Genomic DNA, 17,748 nt, shown 5'->3' with positions numbered 1-17,748 from the left:
TCCGCTCAGATTGTACTATTTTTTTCGTACTCTTTATTTATTTATTTTGCTTCACTAATCTAAACCAAAAGAAACTTCTACCCGCTGAACCAATGAGTATTTTAGAACTAATCACACTCCTCATTTTTCTTGCCGCAGCATTCACGTTAATAAACATTACTGTACTCAAACTGCCATCCACTATTGGTTTGATGTTTATAGCGCTGATAATGTCAGTAACAATTTTGATACTTGGATATTTCGTCCCCTCTATCACAGAAGGAGCGGAACATATAATAGCTGAATTTGACTTTGAAGAGGTTTTAATGAACGTAATGCTCAATTTCCTGCTATTTGCGGGTGCATTATCGACCAACCTTAATAAACTGATAGAAGAGCGTGTTCCTGTTGTTATTCTTGCAACTTTAGGAACATTAATGTCAACATTTATTGTCGGCTTTCTCGTCTACAAGATATTCCCATTGATATTAGGCTTCGAAATAGATCTAATCTATTGCTTACTGTTTGGAGCTTTAATTTCACCTACTGACCCAATTGCAGTACTTGCGCTTACCAAACAATTCGGACTCTCGAAAAAACTGGAGATTAAAATTGCTGGAGAATCTTTATTCAATGATGGTGTGGGTGTTGTGATATTCTTGACCATTTTAGGTATAGCTAAAGCACAAGCAGGTATTCATGATGCAGGAGGGCATGGAAGTGAAGAGATTACTGCTGCTAGCGTAGCATTATTATTTACTGTTGAGGTATTTGGAGGCTTGCTTCTAGGAGCTGCATTTGGATTTATAGGATTTAAGTTGCTCGATTTTATCGATAATGATCATGTTGAATTGGAAGTATTGGTGACACTTACCTTGGTAATGGTGGGAGGTCGTCTTTCAGAAATGATTCATGTTTCTGCTCCATTAGCAATGGTTGTGATGGGACTGTTTATCGGAAATCAAGGAAGGGATGAAAAGCTAGCTAACGCTACGGGAGAATATGTATTCAAATTTTGGCACTTACTAGATGAGGCTTTAAACGCTATTCTCTTCATTCTAATTGGACTTGAAATGCTTGTTATTGCTGAATCTTTCACGATGAGCAACCTAGCCATTGGTGGTGTCGCGATTGTAATTGTACTTTCGGCACGATTCCTTGGAGTAAGTATTCCTATTACTGCAATGAGGCCATTTAGAACTTTCGAGCCGAAAACAATACAGATATTGACCTGGGGAGGGTTAAGAGGAGGTATTTCAGTTGCCTTGGCACTGTCACTTACAGATCTTGCTTTCCCTGATTATGTAAAAGATACAATTTTGTTTTCTACCTATAGTGTGGTGGTGTTTTCCATTTTAGTACAGGGTTTGACAATTGGATCTTTACTGAAAAAATAATCTTATGGACTTTACTCTTTTAAGTAAAATTTATGAAATTCGCTGATTGAGTAAACTTTACATTTTTAATAAAACCAACTATGAAATTAAGTATCGCTGAAGGATTTTATCTAATTGCTTTAGATGATGAAGAGGGACGAATTCTAGCTGCTGCTGAGAAAACTGTGGTTCCAGGAGTTATTTCTGCATGTATTTTAGAACTCTATCTTTTAAAGAAAATAAAGCTAGATGGCGGTAATATTTCAGTAATTGATACAATTGGAACCGGAAACGGTATTTTGGACAATGTATTGAAGAAACTACAAACAGGTCCTTCACTAATTGAACAAATCAAAACACTTTCTAATAAGTTTAAGGATATTCAGGAAGACTTAAACGCTCTTTTGGCGCAAAGAGGTATTCTTAAGAAAGAAGAAACTAAGCTTCTTTGGATTCCACTGTCTGATCGAATGGATAATGCAAACTATGCCTTCGAACAGGAAATTAGAAATAATTTGAAAGCGATTGTATTTAAAAGTGCTAAGCCTTCAGCAGCATTTACAGTTCTATATTCAATCATTGATGATTGTAACATCCTAAGTGAGGTATTCAAGGATAAGGATGGATTGATTGATGCTGAAAAAGTTGGTAAAGAAATAATAGAAAGATCAGATATTGATGATGATCTAGCTAATGCACTACGCGAGCTTAAAAATTTCTTCTCATAAAATATTAAGGGCTTAAAGAAGGAGAGGGATTACTCTTCTTCTTTAACAGTCTCTGACGAATTAATCAGGTCAGTTCTCTCTAGCTGTTCTAACTCCCTTGTTTCTTGGGCAATAAATTCTAAGAATTTAGCTTCAAATTCAGACTGTCCAGAATCCTCTGAAATATTATACATCTTAGCATACACTTTATTTTGAAAGTGCTGCATTGTTTTTAGATATGCTAAAAGCGTATCTTGTTTTTCAATCAATTTATTGGCTCTGAAGGCCATAAACCCGAATCCTTCGTGAGGGTTGTTGTTATCTCTTTCAGTAAGGATGTATTCAACTCCGTCTACTTCAATTTTTGTGAAGTGGGTATCTTCAAAACTGTCCTTAACAGCCCTCGGTCTGAATTCCTCACCTTCATTGATATCCTTGTTTTCACAGCCTAAGAAAGTGGTAAGCATTAAAATTCCGATCCATGATAGATTTTTCATTTTTTTCGGTCTTTAACGGTTCCCTCTTCAACGCCAAATACCCGTTTTAGAAGCTTAAAGGCTTTGCCATTTAAAATGATGATTAAGTAGTCACCAGAATGGATTTTTAAGTCACCCAATGGATTTTTTATTAGCTTCTTTTGTCCAAACTTATCTCGTTTGGTTATTCCGATTAAAACAGAGTTATATCTCTTTTTTAAGTCAAAGAACACATCTTGATAGGACTTGCCATTGTAGGGGTTGTTGGGTGTGATCAATAACTGTTTAATGTCATAGTCACTGTCTGACTTAGCGTATGATAAAATAGATTCACTATAGGTAGCTACATCCGGTTCAAACATGTATGAGGCTAGCAGTTTAGAGGAGATCTCCTGAGTAGATATTGTATTACTCACTCCGGCAGCTAGGAATGTGGTTTTCAAATCACCATTCTCTAGTGTTACTACAAATTCTGATTCAGGGAATACCTTTTTCAGGTTAAGCACATAAACCAACTTATCTGTATCATCAAGCATATTTACAAAGATGATTGTAGCACCTTCAATGTTTGCTTTTTTGATCATCTCATGATTATTGTAATCGCTAAAGAGGACAAATACATTTTTAGAATTGTATTTTTCACGGATGAGGTCAACATCATCTTTTTTGTTAGTAACAACAGCTACCTGTCTGCCTACACCAACCAGCTGGTCAACTACGTGCCAACCAAATTCATTCCAGCCAATAATGACAGCATGATTGCTGAAGTTAGTGCCGGAATATCCAAGCTTTTTGTTTTCCTTTATTGTTGTCATAAGCGTAGTAAGTTGTCCAATTAAAATACCGAAAATACCAATACTGGTTAAGATGAAAATAAGAGAGATATATCTACCGTACACTGTCGCAGGAAAAATATCACCATATCCCACTGTGGTGAGAGTAACTAGCGAATACCAAAATGCATTCGCATAATTATTGAGCGCCGATTGATCACTGTCCTTTTCAACAAATACCAGCAGCCATACCAGCGCTAGGTAGACAATTAACACGAGCGCAATAAGTAGGAATAGGCGTAGACTTGCGTTCTTTTTAAAGGTAGTAGGCATAGGCTAGGTAAAAGTCAAATATAGCATATTAAAGATGTATTGTGACTTTCAAGTTATAGTGATGTTTTCATTATTCTTTCCTAAGATAATCAGATAATTGGCTGATTGTAGCAATTTGAAGAGAATCTGCGTGTGCTTGCCTCATCATCAGTGCAAATGTGTTGTTAAAACCGAGCGGGTTTAGTACTTCTAAGTTGTATTTATCCTTTAATTCTGCCGAGATACTTTCAAGAACCATTTGGGGATCATTGAAATTTTCGATTTCCGAAGATTTCTTGTTCAGAAGCACCAGATATGCCGTACCTGTATATTCTGGATAAATATCGATCTCTTGGAACCTCAGTGCATCAAATACGAGTTTAGTTCCTCCAAACCCAAGCTTAAGCTTAGTTTTTAATTTGGTTTTATTTTCAATTATTTGAGCAAATATGTATGCCAATAAAAAGTTCTCTGTGAAAGCTTTAGAGCCAATAGTGATGTCAGGGTTGCTTGAGGAACCTGCATTTTTGTTTGCATATATATTTATCGATTTAAGGAAATCATTAGCAACTTCATTTAAAGGTCTTTTCATACCATCTACCTCGTAATTGAGTGCCGACATTAGGGAATCGCTTAGCTGGTTAGAAAGGTATTGAAAACAAGCACGTATTTCTGGGTGTTTTTCTAAAGTTGCTCCATTTATTAGAGGAACTGCATAATAGGGTGGGAAGTAGCCTTTATCGTCCTCCAGCGACTTGAGATTGAATTCTTTTATTCTTCCATCGGTGCTAAAACCATCAATTACATCGACTTGTTCCTCATATAAGGCTCGATACATAAGTGCAATTTCCATTTCTTTGATCTCCATTGGGAGGTCGTATAAGGAATCCAGTCCAGTGTAGCCATCGCTTCTTTCAATGAATTCTGAATTGAAGCCGGCCACTAACCTTGTTTTTTCTGCTGAAGGTCTAAGCTGAAGGCCAATTAGAAAAATACCAACTATAGTTGCTATTACTATCCAGATTCGTTTTTGACCATGAAATTTCTGGACAACTCCTAATACTCCATCTATGAGAATGGCAAGAATAGATGCTGGAATTGCACCTGCGAGTATCATATTAGTATTATTGAGTGAAATACCTCGGAATATAAATTCGCCTAAACCACCCGCAGCTATTAATGCGCAAAGCGTAGCGACACCCACATTGATAACAGCCGAAGTTCTAATACCTGCTAAGATTACTGGAAATGCCAATGGAAGCTCCACAAATCGAAGCAACTGATAATTAGTCATACCCATGCCAATTGTGGCTTCTTTGATTGAGGGATCTATTCCTTTGATGCCAGTGTAAGTATTTCTTACTATTGGAAGTAATGCATACAGAAATAGTGCGATAATGGCAGGAGTGGTGCCGATACCAACTACAGGTAATAAAAATCCCAGTAGGGCTAGGCTCGGGATGGTCTGTATAACACCTATGAAGCCCAGAGTAATTGAAGTCAGTTTTTCAATTCTAGTAATCAAAATTCCAATTAGTATGCCTACTACAGAGGCGAGGAATATAGAAATGAGCGTGAGTTTTAAATGTTGAATTGTTTGATCCAACATCTCATTCCAATGAGACAATATGAATTCCCACAGGCTCATCTTTTATAAGAACTTAGAATCTGTGATAAAATGCTGTTCTTTTCGGTATCGCTTATTTCTGAGTCTTTCAGCGCGTCCATAGCTGATCTTCCTCCGATAAGTTGATTTTGGAGCAACAAGATTAATCGATCTTTATTGAGAAATGAGCTAACAAACTCATTGGCGGGATTGAGAAGCAACTCCATTGGTGTGTCAAATTGCTGCACTTCTCCTTGGTTTAGAAGTACAATCCGATCACCTAATTTGAAAGCTTCTTGTACATCATGAGTTACAATAATGATGGTCTTATCTTTTAGAATCTTAAGTTTTAGGAAATCATCTTGAAGTTGGCTTCTCGTGATATTGTCCAAGGCGCTAAATGGTTCGTCCATTAATATCAAATCTGGATCATTTGCAAGTGCTCGAGCTATCCCTACTCGCTGCTGTTGGCCACCACTCAGCTGAGATGGATGCTTTGACAGAAGCTCAGAAGGTAATCCTGTTAACTCCATCAAGTCATCTAGTCTCTCTTTTTGTAAGGGTTTATTAGTGATTTTATTAACTATAGAAATATTCTTTTCTACAGTCATGTGTGGCAAAAGACCCACATCTTGAATTACATACCCGATATTCCTTCTAAGCGTATGTCCTTCTATATCAAGATTGTTTTTCGAACCTATTAGGATTGTTCCTGAATCTGGATCAATTATTCGATTGATCAATTTTAGGAGGGTAGTCTTGCCGCAGCCACTTGGTCCAAGTAAAACGATATTCTCTGATGGACGAACCTCGAATGAAATTCCATTTAATACGGATTTACCGTTGTAGGACTTATGAATATTACGTAGAGTGAGTGATTCGATAAAGCTAAATTTTAACTATATCAAACTTACAAAATCTACTTGTTAAACCCTCTAAGCTTGATTTTTGTCAACTTACGTTTGGTGTCGAGCGGGAAATCCCCTTTCATCATCCAATCGTAAAAGCTCGGTTCTCTTTGTAGAATCTCAGTTACTGATTTGCCTCGATGCTTTCCAAAGTTAAATACTTCTATTCCGTCTTTATAGATCATTCTACCTGCAAAATCCACTCTGGAAGATGTGGTCAATTCGTGAAGTACACCCATGTCATTTTGTATTGTTGCAAGCTTGTTACCAAGTGTGTCAATAGCATCTTGCCCCTCATATCGTTCTATTTGAGAGACAAGCACCTCATGCGTAGCCTTCGTGTCGGCCAGTGCACTGTGTGCGTTTTCAAGATCTTTACCGCAGTAAAACTTGTATGCTGCAGTCAGATTTCGTTTTTCCATTAGATGGAAGATTTTTTGTGCGTCAACTATCTTCCGATTGTCTGTATCAAAATCAACATTTGCTCGGAGAAACTCCTCAACTAGCATTGGTACATCAAACCCTAACACATTAAATCCTGACAGGTCGCAGCCTTCCAAATACTTAGCAAGTGATTTTGCTACTTGTGCAAACGTAGGTTCATCCTTTACATCTTCGTCATATATTCCATGTATTATACTTGTCTCAGCAGGAATGGGAATAGTAGGGTTTATCTTCCGACACTTTTCTTCTACGGTTCCATCGGGCATAATCTTGACCATAGCCATTTCGACAATTCGATCCTGAGAAATAGTTGTGCCGGTAGTCTCCAAATCGAAGACAACTAAAGGGTTTTTGAGGTTGAGTTTGAACAAAATTGTGTGTTTAGTACGTGAGTGACCAAAGATAATCTTTTGCATCAAAGCATTCGAATTTTCGTTGTGGATAAGTGGGGTGGAAAGTGTTAGTAAGTAGTAAGGAAATTATTCTAAAGATGGAACTTCTCAAGTTATGTTTGTAAATCGAATCAAACCCTATAATTAATCGCTGAATGGAAGGAGCTAAGCAACCATCAACTACATCTGCCAAAAGTCGTCGAATTGGCCTTTCCACTGTCACTGAGCATTTAGGTAAACTACCACCACAGGCTGTTGAAATTGAAGAAGCAGTACTGGGCGCACTCATGTTGGAGCGTGATGCTTTATCAAACGTGATAGACATTCTACATTCCGAAAGCTTTTACAAAGACGCTCATCAAGAAATATATGCTGCCATTGTTACACTATTCAATGATAGTCAGCCGATCGATATTAAAACGGTCACACACCAGTTAAGAAAAGAGGCAAAGCTCGAGCTTGTTGGAGGTGCACACTTTGTTGCAGAGCTAACAACTAAAGTCAATTCAGCAGCCAATATTGAGTACCACTCCAGGATCATTGCAGAGCAATCGATCAAGCGAGAGTTGATAAGAATCTCCTCTGAAATTCAAAAAGATGCGTATGAGGACACCATCGATGTCTTCAAACTTTTAGATAGAGCTGAACAATCCCTTTTCGATGTTTCAGAATCTCACATTAGAAAGAATTATGACAAGATGAGCTCATTGATGCACCAAGCAATTGATGAGATTCAAGTACGAAAAGATCGTAAGGATGGATTGACCGGTGTGCCAAGTGGCTTCTCTGCATTAGATAGAGTCACTTCAGGTTGGCAACCATCTGATTTGGTAATCATCGCAGCCCGCCCTGGTATGGGTAAAACGGCATTCGTAGTATCAGCACTTAGAAATGCATCTATAGATTTTAATACACCAGTAGCGATATTCTCTTTGGAGATGTCTTCAGTCCAGTTGGTTAATCGATTGATATCTGCAGAGGCAGAGTTGCCAAGTGAGAAAATTAAAAAGGGTGATCTTGCAGATTATGAGTGGGAGCAAATGATCCACAAAACCAGGAAGTTGTCTGAAGCTCCAATCTTTATCGATGATACTCCTGCCTTAAGTATTCTTGAACTGCGTGCTAAATGTAGAAGGTTAGCTGCACAGCATGGAGTGAAACTAATCATCATTGATTACTTGCAGTTGATGAGTGGAGATAGCAGTAAAGGCGGCGGTAACCGTGAACAAGAAATAGCCTCAATCTCAAGAGCACTAAAGGGAATAGCGAAAGAATTGAATGTTCCAGTGTTGGCACTTTCTCAGTTGAGTAGGGCTGTGGAGACCAGGGGTGGTGACAAACGTCCGCAACTTTCAGATTTGAGAGAATCCGGATCAATTGAGCAGGATGCAGATATGGTAATGTTCCTGTACCGTCCCGAATACTACGGTTTGGATACAGATGAGTCTGGTATGCCGTTGCAAGGATTGGGCGAGGTTATCATTGCTAAGCACAGAAATGGTTCACTTGATACAGTTAATCTGAAGTTCATCGGAAAGTTTACCAAGTTTACAGATTGGGATGGTGATCAAGGAAATGGCTTTGGTGCTTTCCCTACATCTGGACCATCCAATTCTGATTTCACCATTACCTTACCAAGTAAGGCTAATGATGAAGGGGAAGGAAGCGATGAAACTCCGTTCTAGAATTAATCTGGAACTAATATCTATTACAAATTACTATTAGTTAAAACTTGTGATTAATTCCATGAGAGCAATTACAATTACTCAAGAATCAGAACCTATTCAATTAATCGATCTCGAAAAGCCAGAAATTTCCAAAGACGAGTGTTTAGTTAAGCTGTCGGCTTCGGCACTGAATAGGAGAGATCAATGGATTAGAGAAGGAATGTATCCAGGTATCGAGTTTGGAACAGTCTTGGGATCTGATGGTTGTGGAGTGGTTGAAGAAGGGCCCGATGAATGGGTAGGGAAAGAAGTAATTGTTAATCCAAATGTAGACTGGGGGGATGATGCTGAGGTTCAATCTTCAGCTTATTCTGTGTTAGGAATGCCAACTAACGGAACGCTGGCTGAATACATCAAAGTTCCTTCGCACAGATTGCACGAAAAGCCAGCTCATTTGAGTGCTGAAGAGGCTGCTGCACTGCCTCTGGCAGGCTTAACAGCCTTTAGAGCTACAGTAAAAAAAGGAGCTTCAAATACTGGAAAAAAGGTACTTGTTACGGGTGCTGGCGGTGGTGTAAGCCAATTTGCTATTGCATTTGCTAACGCTTCGGGTGCTGAAGTATATGTGACAAGTGGGAGTGAGGATAAGATTGAAAAGGTTAAAAACCTTGGGGTAATTGATGGCTTTAATTACCGTGATGAAAAATGGTTTAAGGGAGCTTCCAAGGTAGGAGGGTTTGATACTATTGTTGATAGTGCTGGTGGGAATCAACTTAATAATTACCTCAAGATCATAAAGCCTGGTGGTCGAATAGTTATGTATGGTAGCACCACTGGACATCCAGAGAAAGTTGATGTTTTTAGGCTGTTTTGGTCACAGGCACATATCATGGGTTCAACTATGGGAAGCGATGATGAGTTTACTGAAATGTTGGAATGGGTAGATAAACATAATATTAAACCTACTGTGGATAAAGTCTATAATGCGGAAGATTATATTGGGGCGTTTAATCGCTTCAAAGAACCCGATTCATTTGGTAAGATTGTGATTAAGTTTTAAGTATTATTGCAAGACTACAACGTATGATCACTCACCATGTTCACAGAAAGAAGACTGCTCTTTTGTAGCATTTTGTTTTTTCTTAACCACCTTGTTCTTAGCCAAGTCACCTTGACTGGAACTGTTAATACCGGCTCATCAACTACCACTTGTGAGGATGGGACTTTTGGTGGTGGACCTGAAGTACATTGGAGTATGAATTTTGATGCACAAGGGTATGTGACTTATCCAGAAGCCGGTATATGTTTCGTTAATTTTCCAAATGATCAATATTTAGAGAGTTTTGATTGTGCTTTAGATTATCCTACTACTATTCAGGTATGCTTTCGGGCGTTTGAAGATGATGGAGCTGTCTGCATAGTGAATGCAAGTTGCCTTGAAGAAGTTTGTCAGAATTTTACTGTGCCAAGTCCGGGATCAGACGTCACCTATGCAATAGCCACTACTGGCGGTGATTCGGAGGGTTCGGCGAGCTTTACATTTTCTACATCAGGTTCCTTTATTAGTAGTCCAGACGATATTTGTAGTGCATTTAACTTAGGTACCCTTCCAAGTTCGGGTTCTCTTGGGAACGATGGGCTTAGTAACTATAATAACATCTGTGCAACGAACAGTGGAGACCCTAATCCATGGGGTGGAGAAAATGATGCTGGTGTCTGGTTCTCATTTAACACAGGTATAGATCCTTCTTCGACGGTTAGCCTGTCAGCTACCAGTGATCCTCAAATGTTAGGGGATGATTTAAATATTCAATTGGCAGTATATGAATCAAGCAACGGTGCTTGTTCTGGTACATTAACACTTGTGGATGAGGCTGGTGATGATGCAAATAACAATACCTCCCTACAACTGACTTGTCTAAATGCTAATACTACATACTTCTTGTTGGTGGACGGCGAAGCTGGCTTTCCTGCGGGACTTGAGGTAGGAAGGTTTGGCGTAGAAATAAACGATGATGGAATACAAGACCCGATGGATGGATGTGAGACCTTGCCAGTTGAATTATTGAGTTTAGAATCCTTTAATCTGACAGATATGGTCGCCATTTCTTGGACGACATCTATAGAGATTAACAATGACTTTTTTATACTAGAAAAGTCTAATGATGGTGAAAATTATAAACTACTAATAGAAGTAGGAGGGGCTGGTAATTCAGAGAGAGAGCTGGCATATAAATACATGGATGAAAATCCATCTGACGGTATCACATACTATCGACTGACCCAAATAGATTTTGATGGTACTAGAGAAGTTTTAGGAATAATCAGAAATGAATTCGATTTAGATTCAAAATCTATTATTTACCCAACAGTTGCAGATACAAAGATTAATGTGGTGATTCAAGCTACTGAATCTGGATTTGTGGAAATTGAAATATTGGATTCTTCTGGTATCATTCAAGTCCGACAAACAGATGAATTGAAGCAAGGGCAAAATTTTCTGGATTTAAAAATGACCACCTTGAAGAAAGGAAATTACATTGTGATTTTGAAATATCAAGGTCAGATAGATACGCATAGAGTTGTAAAGAGATAATACAGTCTAAGTAAGAAAAGTTTATCTGTATTTATCATTCAGTCCTACTTTCTCTAGGATCATAGGAATAATTTTTTCGAGCCTTTTGGTCTTTGTCACAGCACGTTTTGCCTCCATAATATATTCAGCATATTCCCGCTTGCAGGAAAGGGAGAGCCCATCGAATGTCTCAGATAATTTACTGTCCGACGCCAAGGCTTCTTTTAGCTCATCAGGTATCAAAAGTGGTTTTTTCTCCGACTTAATCTCCTTTCCTTCTTTTTGATTTTGAATAGCCTCATTGATGTACGCAAGAAGTAACTTTTCATCAACCTCTTCTGTTGACTCAAATCTCCATTGACGCATTCCTTTCGTTTTACCTTCTTGCGCATTTATCAGTACTTGGTGCTCATCTTTTAAAAAGACGCCATTGAAAAACCAGATGCCTGCATAAGTTTTGAAGGCGCCAATTCCAATTACATTTTTGTTTTTCAAACAATATGTAGGAATGCCCCATTTCATTTTTTCAATAAGTTCAGTTTTGTTGAGAACAGACCTTAGCTTTCTGAGTAGATCATTATACTCTGGATACCATGAAAGATACTCCTCTGGAGATTTAGCCATTTTCATGACATAAATTTAGTCTTTATCGAATTCGAAATTTTGGTATGCAGACTTAAGCTCGCTTAACGCTTTTCTATCACTTTGTTCCTCTGCGAGTTTTATTCCTTCGCTGAATACATCATTTGCTTCATCCCAAAGTTCTTCTTCCCATAGAAGGTGTGCGAGTTTAAAGTAAAGGGGCAAGTATTCTGGATGAGCTTTTCGGAGATCCCTCAACAATTCAAGTGCATCATCAGGTGCTTCCTCGTAGTACTCCATTGCCAATGCATACTTGTTGAAAGGATTTAATGGTTCGTCCTGAATGAAAGTCTTAAGTAATTGTATTCGCTCCAAATTCATTAAGCGAAATTAATGAATACGCGACGCTAAATGGCTTATTCATTTTTGATCAATTGCATTCATTTTGCTAATTGATCTTGTACTTGTGTATGTTTGATAAATGAAAAAACTACTCTACTTCTGTTTGTATATTATTTCATTTGATTATGCCTTTAGTCAAGGAAATCCAGATGACTATTATTATGAAATTCCTGAGGTGCCAGAATTTTACAATGAGGGAACTGTCGCAGCCAGGATTGTAGATGGATTAGGATTCAGGTATTACTGGGCTTCAGAAGGATTAAGGGAAGAAGATCTTAAGTTCCGACCGGCAGAAGGTTCTAGAAGTATTGAAGAGACAATAGATCATATTTTCGCTCTTTCTAAAATTTTGGTAGATGCTGTAAATCAACAGCCATATGAGCAAGTAGATTTAACAAGCATTTCTTTTGAAGAAAAAAGAGAAATGACATTAGAAAACATTAAGAATGCGAGTGAAATATTAAAAAAGTCGACTGCCCTTAACTTTCAAAACTATAATATGACTTTTTCTTCTACAGTAGAGTATCCTTTTTGGAACTTACTTAATGGTCCAATAGCTGATGCTATTAATCATGTTGGACAAATCATCTCGTTTAGGAGAACCAATGGGAATCCATTCAATCAAAACATAAGCGTACTGAGAGGGAAAGTCAAGAATTAACAACGTGTTTAACCTTGTAGGTTAATATTATTATACTCAAAATAAGAGTTATTGAATTGGCCAGGATAATCGGTAATTCGTCAAGGAATATTCCATAAATAAGCCAGCAAACAATACCTGAAGTAAACAGGATATACATCACTAAGGAGATCCCTTCAGTGCTCTTAGTTTTTATCGTTTTTAAGGCCTGAGGAGCGAAAGATACTGTAGTAAGGAAAGCTGCTATATAACCTATTAATTCTTCCAATGCTTCAGGTCTTATTTACTATTGATATGATTGATTATAAGGTCTGCGTGTTCTCTTGAGTTTTCAATAAACCATGCATTTGTTTTTAGTCCGCCGCAAATTACTCCCGCTAAGTATGCCCCAGGAACATTTGTTTGCATTGTAGCCTTGTTGTACACTGGTGTCATGAATTCGTCTTTACCAATCTCAATTCCAATACTTTCAAGGAAAGAAAAGTCAGGTTGATAGCCAGTCATAGCAAGTACAAAATCGTTTTCTATTTTGATTTTCCCTTCTGGAGTAGTGGCCTCAACAGAATGAGCATCTATTCGCGTAATGTTACTGTTGAAATACGCTTTGATAGAACCTTCCTTAATTCTATTGTCAATATCAGGCCTTACCCAATATTTAACTCTTGGATTGATTTCCTCCTCTCGTACAATCATTGTGACACTTTTAGCGCCCTTTCTATAAACCTCCAATGCAACATCAACCGAAGAGTTGGCGGCACCAACAACTACTACATTCATATCATAATATGGATGGGGTTCGTCATAATAGTGCTTTACTTTTGGCAGTTTCTCACCTGGCACATCTAGTAAGTAGGGGAGGTCATAAAAACCTGTGGCTATTATCAAATTACTAGCAAGGTATTTTTGCTTGTTCGAACTTAGTTCAAATCCGGCATTAGTTTTCGTAACTTCTTCAATCTGCTCATATAAGCGGGTCTTTAATTGCCAAGATGAGGCAACCCTTCTATAATACTCTAGAGCTTCTGAACGAGTAGGCTTTGGGTTATGCGAAATGAAAGGAACTTCTCCAATTTCCAAACGGTCAGAAGTAGAGAAGAAAGTCATGTTTTTAGGATAATTATATAGTGAGTTTACCAAGCATCCCTTATCTACTATCACATAAGATAGACCAGCTTTCTCAGCTTCTATACCACATGCTAATCCGATGGGCCCGGCACCTACTATTAATACATCCACTTTGTCTAAAATCATTGGATTATTGGATCAATTTGTACAATAAACAGCTGAAAAATTTCCGTTTACTGAACTATTTCCATCAAAACGTGCGTCTATTCTTCCAGTGACTTCATCTTCTGATATTGAAAGTATTTCAACAGCCCCACTCGATACAATAATATTCAATGTCTGGGCTGGATCAAATAATGTTATTGTTCGGGTTTGTGGTCCTAGTTCGTACACACCAACCGCAACAGGCACATAAAAGAATAGGTTCACTTCTTCTCCAAATCCAAAAATGTTACAGACATTTTCAATTGGCTCTCCACTATCAAATAAATTGAAGTATAGATTTTCACCTTGAATTTGAAGCGTGTCCACAGTCCCATCACCAAACTCAAATGGTTTACCATCAATCGTTCCTTGAAGATTTTGATCCTTGAAAGAGAAAGATGGGCCAGAGTCATCATCACCACAAGAACTTATTATCAGGGTAGTCAGAAATAGAATCAGCGTGAACTTGATTTGTCTTGATTGATGCATGATTTGAGAAGTTGAACTTCCGCAAATTTATTACATCGAGTTACTGATCCTAAGTTTTGTGATAAATAACTCTGCTATTGGTACGACATAATCGAATAATTTGAAGTTACCTTGTTGATCACCTTTGTTAGTAGACAAAGCAATGACTAGCTGATATTCTGGAAATACAAGCAGTAAGGTTGTACCTCCAACTGCCATTCCACCATGGTGGATTACTTCAACCTCTATCTCACCATCTAGATAGTTATTAGAATAATCATGTCTCCATCCCATTGCGTAATTCTGTTCATTGATTTTACCATTATTTAATTGCTGCGGAGTAGTTATAGTTTTAATCGTTTTTTCATTTAAAAGATTACCGCTTACCAATACATTCCCCACTTTTACCAAGTCTGAGGGTGTGGATAAAAATCCTCCGCTGGCCCATTTATGACTAAGATCAACGTCAATAGTTCTCTTGAAGTAGTTATCATATATCTCGTATGGAATAGATCTTGACTCTAATGTTTTATTCGTGTCATCGGGCCGTGTGTTATTCAGCTTTATTGCATCACATACTTTTTGCTGCATAAATCCTAAATACCCTTCAGGATTGACAATATCCATTGCATAGCTTAAAGCTGTGAAATTGAAAGAACTGTAAGCAAAGTTTTCACCAGGCTCAAATAGGAGTTCGTCTGATTCGAATTCATTCAGGCTTTCCTCAATAGAATTGAAGTGTTTGTTTCGATAGTACTCCCAAATTGGAAAACATAAACAAGAGCTATAATTCCTAATCCCTGATTGGTGAGAGGCTAATTGCCTTATAGAGATTTTCGGTTTATCCTTAAACCTGTTAGTGTAATATTGAATGGATGAATCCGGATTGAGTTTTCCATTCTGAAAAAGAAGTCCAAGTCCAATCGAAGAGAGTGCTTTAGACGTACTACCTATTCGATACTGAGTACTTGTATCCGCTTTAATCCTATTGGCTATATCTTGAAATCCTACGGCATATGTCCATACCATTTTACCGTTAATCATGGCAGCAATTGAAATTGATGGCGATTGAGAAGATTTTTGGATACTGTCAATTAAACTTTTCGATTGCTCGATTTCAGCTAGATAAATTTCATCTTGAGTTCCTTCAAATTTTTGAAGATAGACTTCGTCCGGTATTTGTTCCCATCCGGAAAAATTATTGAAGATCGGTTCGAAAAGGGCATAGATTAGCCACCCTAGGCTTAAAAGCCCAAGTAATAAAATGATTTTTTTCATGATTTAGACTTTTAAGCGTTCAGATTTGATGAATTCATATCCTTTATAGAGTAGGATGATTTCAATGATGGTAGCAGGAACAAGCATCAGAAATCCAAGAAGAAATAAGATTACAACTACAAAGAAGAATCCAGCTATTATTTCAAATATTCCAGCGATCTTGGCTAATTGGCCCATTCCATCCTGAAGTCTCATTAGCCCTATGCCAAAGACGATAGATAATGCGCCGTAGCATATGGCTTCGCCAGCGCCTACTGACATTAAATTGGTATCACTCATTTCGTAAAATATTGTGAATATGTCTAGAAAGGTCCAAATCGTGAATAATCCAATTAATGTGTATGAAGTAATCTTAATCAAATAGTTAGAGAAGTAACTTCCCAACTTAGCAAAACCAAGAAGAAATAGTGAGTAGGAGATGAAGTAAAGGACTTTCGCTGTGGTGTAGAAGATTGTCGATTCTACAACATATGAATTTTCAAATCGGTCATACTCTAATATGCCATCAATGAATCCAAGTACAAAGTATGCGATGCCCGAAATCCAAGCTACTTGTAACCAAGTCTCTATAGATCTTAGGTTGTCTGTGGACTTGTTGGGTTCTAGTGCTCTTTTAAAGCTATCAAAATCGGCATCTAGTGCAGCTAGCAATATTTTAATTGTTGATGTACGTGGAGTTACCTCTCCTGACTCAATACGTTGTATGGTTCGGACACTTACATTGCATGCTTCTACAAGCTCCTCTTGGGTTAGGCTTTTTTGTTGTCGAAGCTCAGTAAGTCGTTTTCCTAATTCGGGTTGTCTCATGTCTTCCATGTTTTTTTTGGAGCAATTGTACGTGCAATTCTATCTGCTCAACAATAAAATGTAAAGCAATATACCCGTCATTTACCCGTCATATTGAAGGAGCTGCGTTTTAACACTCAGTGCAAGCTATTTTCTAAAAATGGTAATCATATTGCATTCTGTACATAATTGTAGAAATCTTATAATTACTATAAATATTCTGAATTAGTAAGCTCATTAATATTTTCAATAAAGGAGAATTTTTAGCTTCCCAAATTCGTCAATATTACTAACTTCGAGGTTTGAAAAAATGAGAAGCTGAACCGTTTTGCTTCTCACTTGTTTCCTATAAAAACAATCGATAGTTAAATGAAGATATTAGTTTGTATAACGCATGTACCTGATACCACTTCACGCATCGCATTCACTGATGGTGATACGAAGTTTGATAAAAATGGTGTTCAGTTTATTATTGGGCCATACGATGATTATGCGCTTGCTAGAGCCGTAGAGTTAAAAGAGCAGTCTGGAGGAAGTATTACAGTTTTAAATGTGGGAGAAGCAGAGACAGAACCTACTATTAGAAAAGCTTTGGCAATTGGTGCCGATGATGCAATTAGAATTAATGCGTTTCCTGAAGATGGACTTTTTGTGGCTAAGCAAATAGCAGCAGTGGCAAAAGATGGAGGATACGATTTGATTTTAATGGGACGTGAATCCATTGATTTTAATGGAGGACAAGTTCACGGGATGGTAGGTGAATTACTAGGTATGCCATCTGTCTCTCCAGTGATGACATTAGATATTGAAGGAAGTACAGCTAAAATCTCAAGAGAAATTGAAGGAGGTAAAGAGTACATGGAACTGCCGTTGCCTTTCGTTGCTGGATGCCAAGAGCCAATCGCAGAATGGAAAATACCAAATATGCGAGGTATTATGAGTGCTAGAACAAAGCCCCTTGAGGTAAAAGATCCAACAGGTGATGCACCTAAGACTAAAGTGAGTCAATTTGAATTGCCACCAGCAAAAGGAGATGTGAAGTTGATTGATCCAGATAACATGGATGAACTAGTTAATTTATTGAAAAACGAAGCAAAAGTTATTTAAG

General features: G+C 37.8%; 19 protein-coding genes. 7 read left to right on the top strand and 12 right to left on the bottom strand.

From position 1 onward, the window contains the following. Positions 1 to 92: 92 nt before the first annotated feature. Both ACY650_RS19110 and ACY650_RS19105 read left to right on the top strand, forming a co-directional pair. On the top strand, positions 93 to 1,376 hold the full coding sequence (locus ACY650_RS19110) for a cation:proton antiporter (RefSeq protein ID WP_462250082.1): 1,284 nt from the start codon (positions 93 to 95) through the stop codon (positions 1,374 to 1,376). An 80-nt stretch (positions 1,377 to 1,456) separates the two neighbouring features. Next, positions 1,457 to 2,083, top strand: coding sequence for a GOLPH3/VPS74 family protein (locus ACY650_RS19105; RefSeq protein WP_462250080.1), 627 nt, complete (start codon positions 1,457 to 1,459; stop codon positions 2,081 to 2,083). 29 nt (positions 2,084 to 2,112) lie between these two features. On the opposite strand, the gene ACY650_RS19100 is transcribed toward ACY650_RS19105, so the two are convergent. The 5 genes from ACY650_RS19100 to ACY650_RS19080 form a co-directional block, all read right to left on the bottom strand. Further along, positions 2,113 to 2,559 carry a hypothetical protein gene (locus ACY650_RS19100; protein ID WP_462250078.1) on the bottom strand — a complete coding sequence of 149 codons (447 nt, stop codon included), beginning with the start codon at positions 2,557 to 2,559 and terminating at the stop codon, positions 2,113 to 2,115. Further along, positions 2,556 to 3,644: a potassium channel family protein gene (locus ACY650_RS19095; RefSeq protein WP_462250076.1), complete on the bottom strand. Its 1,089-nt coding sequence runs from the start codon at positions 3,642 to 3,644 to the stop codon at positions 2,556 to 2,558. The genes ACY650_RS19100 and ACY650_RS19095 overlap by 4 nt, the downstream gene beginning before the upstream one ends. A 70-nt stretch (positions 3,645 to 3,714) precedes the next feature. Further along, positions 3,715 to 5,271 (bottom strand): glycine betaine ABC transporter substrate-binding protein, encoded by a 1,557-nt coding sequence (locus ACY650_RS19090; protein WP_462250074.1) that lies wholly within the window; start codon positions 5,269 to 5,271, stop codon positions 3,715 to 3,717. Beyond that, the gene (locus ACY650_RS19085; RefSeq protein WP_462254437.1) at positions 5,268 to 6,050 is read right to left on the bottom strand and encodes an ATP-binding cassette domain-containing protein; all 783 of its coding nucleotides are present in this window, start codon (positions 6,048 to 6,050) and stop codon (positions 5,268 to 5,270) included. The genes ACY650_RS19090 and ACY650_RS19085 overlap by 4 nt, the downstream gene beginning before the upstream one ends. A gap of 98 nt (positions 6,051 to 6,148) precedes the next feature. After that, the gene (locus ACY650_RS19080; RefSeq protein ID WP_462250072.1) at positions 6,149 to 6,997 is read right to left on the bottom strand and encodes an exonuclease domain-containing protein; all 849 of its coding nucleotides are present in this window, start codon (positions 6,995 to 6,997) and stop codon (positions 6,149 to 6,151) included. 131 nt (positions 6,998 to 7,128) lie between these two features. Here ACY650_RS19080 and dnaB point away from each other — a divergent pair, with 131 nt between their 5' ends. The 3 genes from dnaB to ACY650_RS19065 all read left to right on the top strand — a co-directional run bounded on the left by dnaB (position 7,129) and on the right by ACY650_RS19065 (position 11,236). Then, entirely contained in the window at positions 7,129 to 8,658 is a 1,530-nt protein-coding gene (dnaB, locus tag ACY650_RS19075; protein ID WP_462250070.1) for a replicative DNA helicase, read from the top strand. A 61-nt stretch (positions 8,659 to 8,719) separates the two neighbouring features. Further along, the gene (locus tag ACY650_RS19070) at positions 8,720 to 9,700 is read left to right on the top strand and encodes a zinc-binding dehydrogenase (protein WP_462250068.1); all 981 of its coding nucleotides are present in this window, start codon (positions 8,720 to 8,722) and stop codon (positions 9,698 to 9,700) included. Between the two features lie 111 nt (positions 9,701 to 9,811). After that, positions 9,812 to 11,236 (top strand): T9SS type A sorting domain-containing protein, encoded by a 1,425-nt coding sequence (locus ACY650_RS19065; protein ID WP_462250066.1) that lies wholly within the window; start codon positions 9,812 to 9,814, stop codon positions 11,234 to 11,236. 21 nt (positions 11,237 to 11,257) lie between these two features. On the opposite strand, the gene ACY650_RS19060 is transcribed toward ACY650_RS19065, so the two are convergent. Both ACY650_RS19060 and ACY650_RS19055 read right to left on the bottom strand, forming a co-directional pair. Beyond that, entirely contained in the window at positions 11,258 to 11,845 is a 588-nt protein-coding gene (locus ACY650_RS19060) for a YdeI/OmpD-associated family protein (protein WP_462250064.1), read from the bottom strand. Between the two features lie 9 nt (positions 11,846 to 11,854). Beyond that, positions 11,855 to 12,178, bottom strand: a complete 324-nt coding sequence (locus tag ACY650_RS19055; protein ID WP_462250062.1) for a tetratricopeptide repeat protein — start codon at positions 12,176 to 12,178, stop codon at positions 11,855 to 11,857. Positions 12,179 to 12,278: 100 nt separating this feature from the next. Between ACY650_RS19055 and ACY650_RS19050 the strand changes: the two genes are divergently transcribed. After that, positions 12,279 to 12,860, top strand: coding sequence for a hypothetical protein (locus ACY650_RS19050; RefSeq protein WP_462250060.1), 582 nt, complete (start codon positions 12,279 to 12,281; stop codon positions 12,858 to 12,860). Here the strand turns inward: ACY650_RS19050 and ACY650_RS19045 are convergent. From ACY650_RS19045 to ACY650_RS19025, 5 genes are read right to left on the bottom strand one after another with little or no spacing between them, the layout of a single operon-like run. Further along, on the bottom strand, positions 12,850 to 13,107 hold the full coding sequence (locus ACY650_RS19045) for a SemiSWEET transporter (RefSeq protein WP_462250058.1): 258 nt from the start codon (positions 13,105 to 13,107) through the stop codon (positions 12,850 to 12,852). The genes ACY650_RS19050 and ACY650_RS19045 overlap by 11 nt on opposite strands. An 11-nt stretch (positions 13,108 to 13,118) precedes the next feature. After that, positions 13,119 to 14,090 carry a YpdA family putative bacillithiol disulfide reductase gene (locus ACY650_RS19040; RefSeq protein ID WP_462250056.1) on the bottom strand — a complete coding sequence of 324 codons (972 nt, stop codon included), beginning with the start codon at positions 14,088 to 14,090 and terminating at the stop codon, positions 13,119 to 13,121. A 12-nt stretch (positions 14,091 to 14,102) separates the two neighbouring features. Further along, positions 14,103 to 14,597: a hypothetical protein gene (locus ACY650_RS19035; RefSeq protein WP_462250054.1), complete on the bottom strand. Its 495-nt coding sequence runs from the start codon at positions 14,595 to 14,597 to the stop codon at positions 14,103 to 14,105. A gap of 30 nt (positions 14,598 to 14,627) precedes the next feature. Continuing rightward, the gene (locus ACY650_RS19030) at positions 14,628 to 15,854 is read right to left on the bottom strand and encodes a serine hydrolase domain-containing protein (RefSeq protein WP_462250052.1); all 1,227 of its coding nucleotides are present in this window, start codon (positions 15,852 to 15,854) and stop codon (positions 14,628 to 14,630) included. 3 nt (positions 15,855 to 15,857) lie between these two features. Then, entirely contained in the window at positions 15,858 to 16,661 is an 804-nt protein-coding gene (locus ACY650_RS19025) for a helix-turn-helix domain-containing protein (protein ID WP_462250050.1), read from the bottom strand. A gap of 348 nt (positions 16,662 to 17,009) precedes the next feature. Between ACY650_RS19025 and ACY650_RS19020 the strand changes: the two genes are divergently transcribed. Continuing rightward, complete coding sequence (locus ACY650_RS19020) at positions 17,010 to 17,747, top strand: electron transfer flavoprotein subunit beta/FixA family protein (protein ID WP_462250048.1); 738 nt, start codon at positions 17,010 to 17,012, stop codon at positions 17,745 to 17,747. Position 17,748 lies beyond the last annotated feature (1 nt).

The organism is Ekhidna sp. (assembly GCF_963691765.1).
Taxonomy (GTDB): Bacteria; Bacteroidota; Bacteroidia; order Cytophagales; family Cyclobacteriaceae; genus Ekhidna.
The sequence above is the reverse complement of the archived record's forward strand: the minus strand, read 5'-3'. Positions and strand labels throughout refer to the sequence as shown.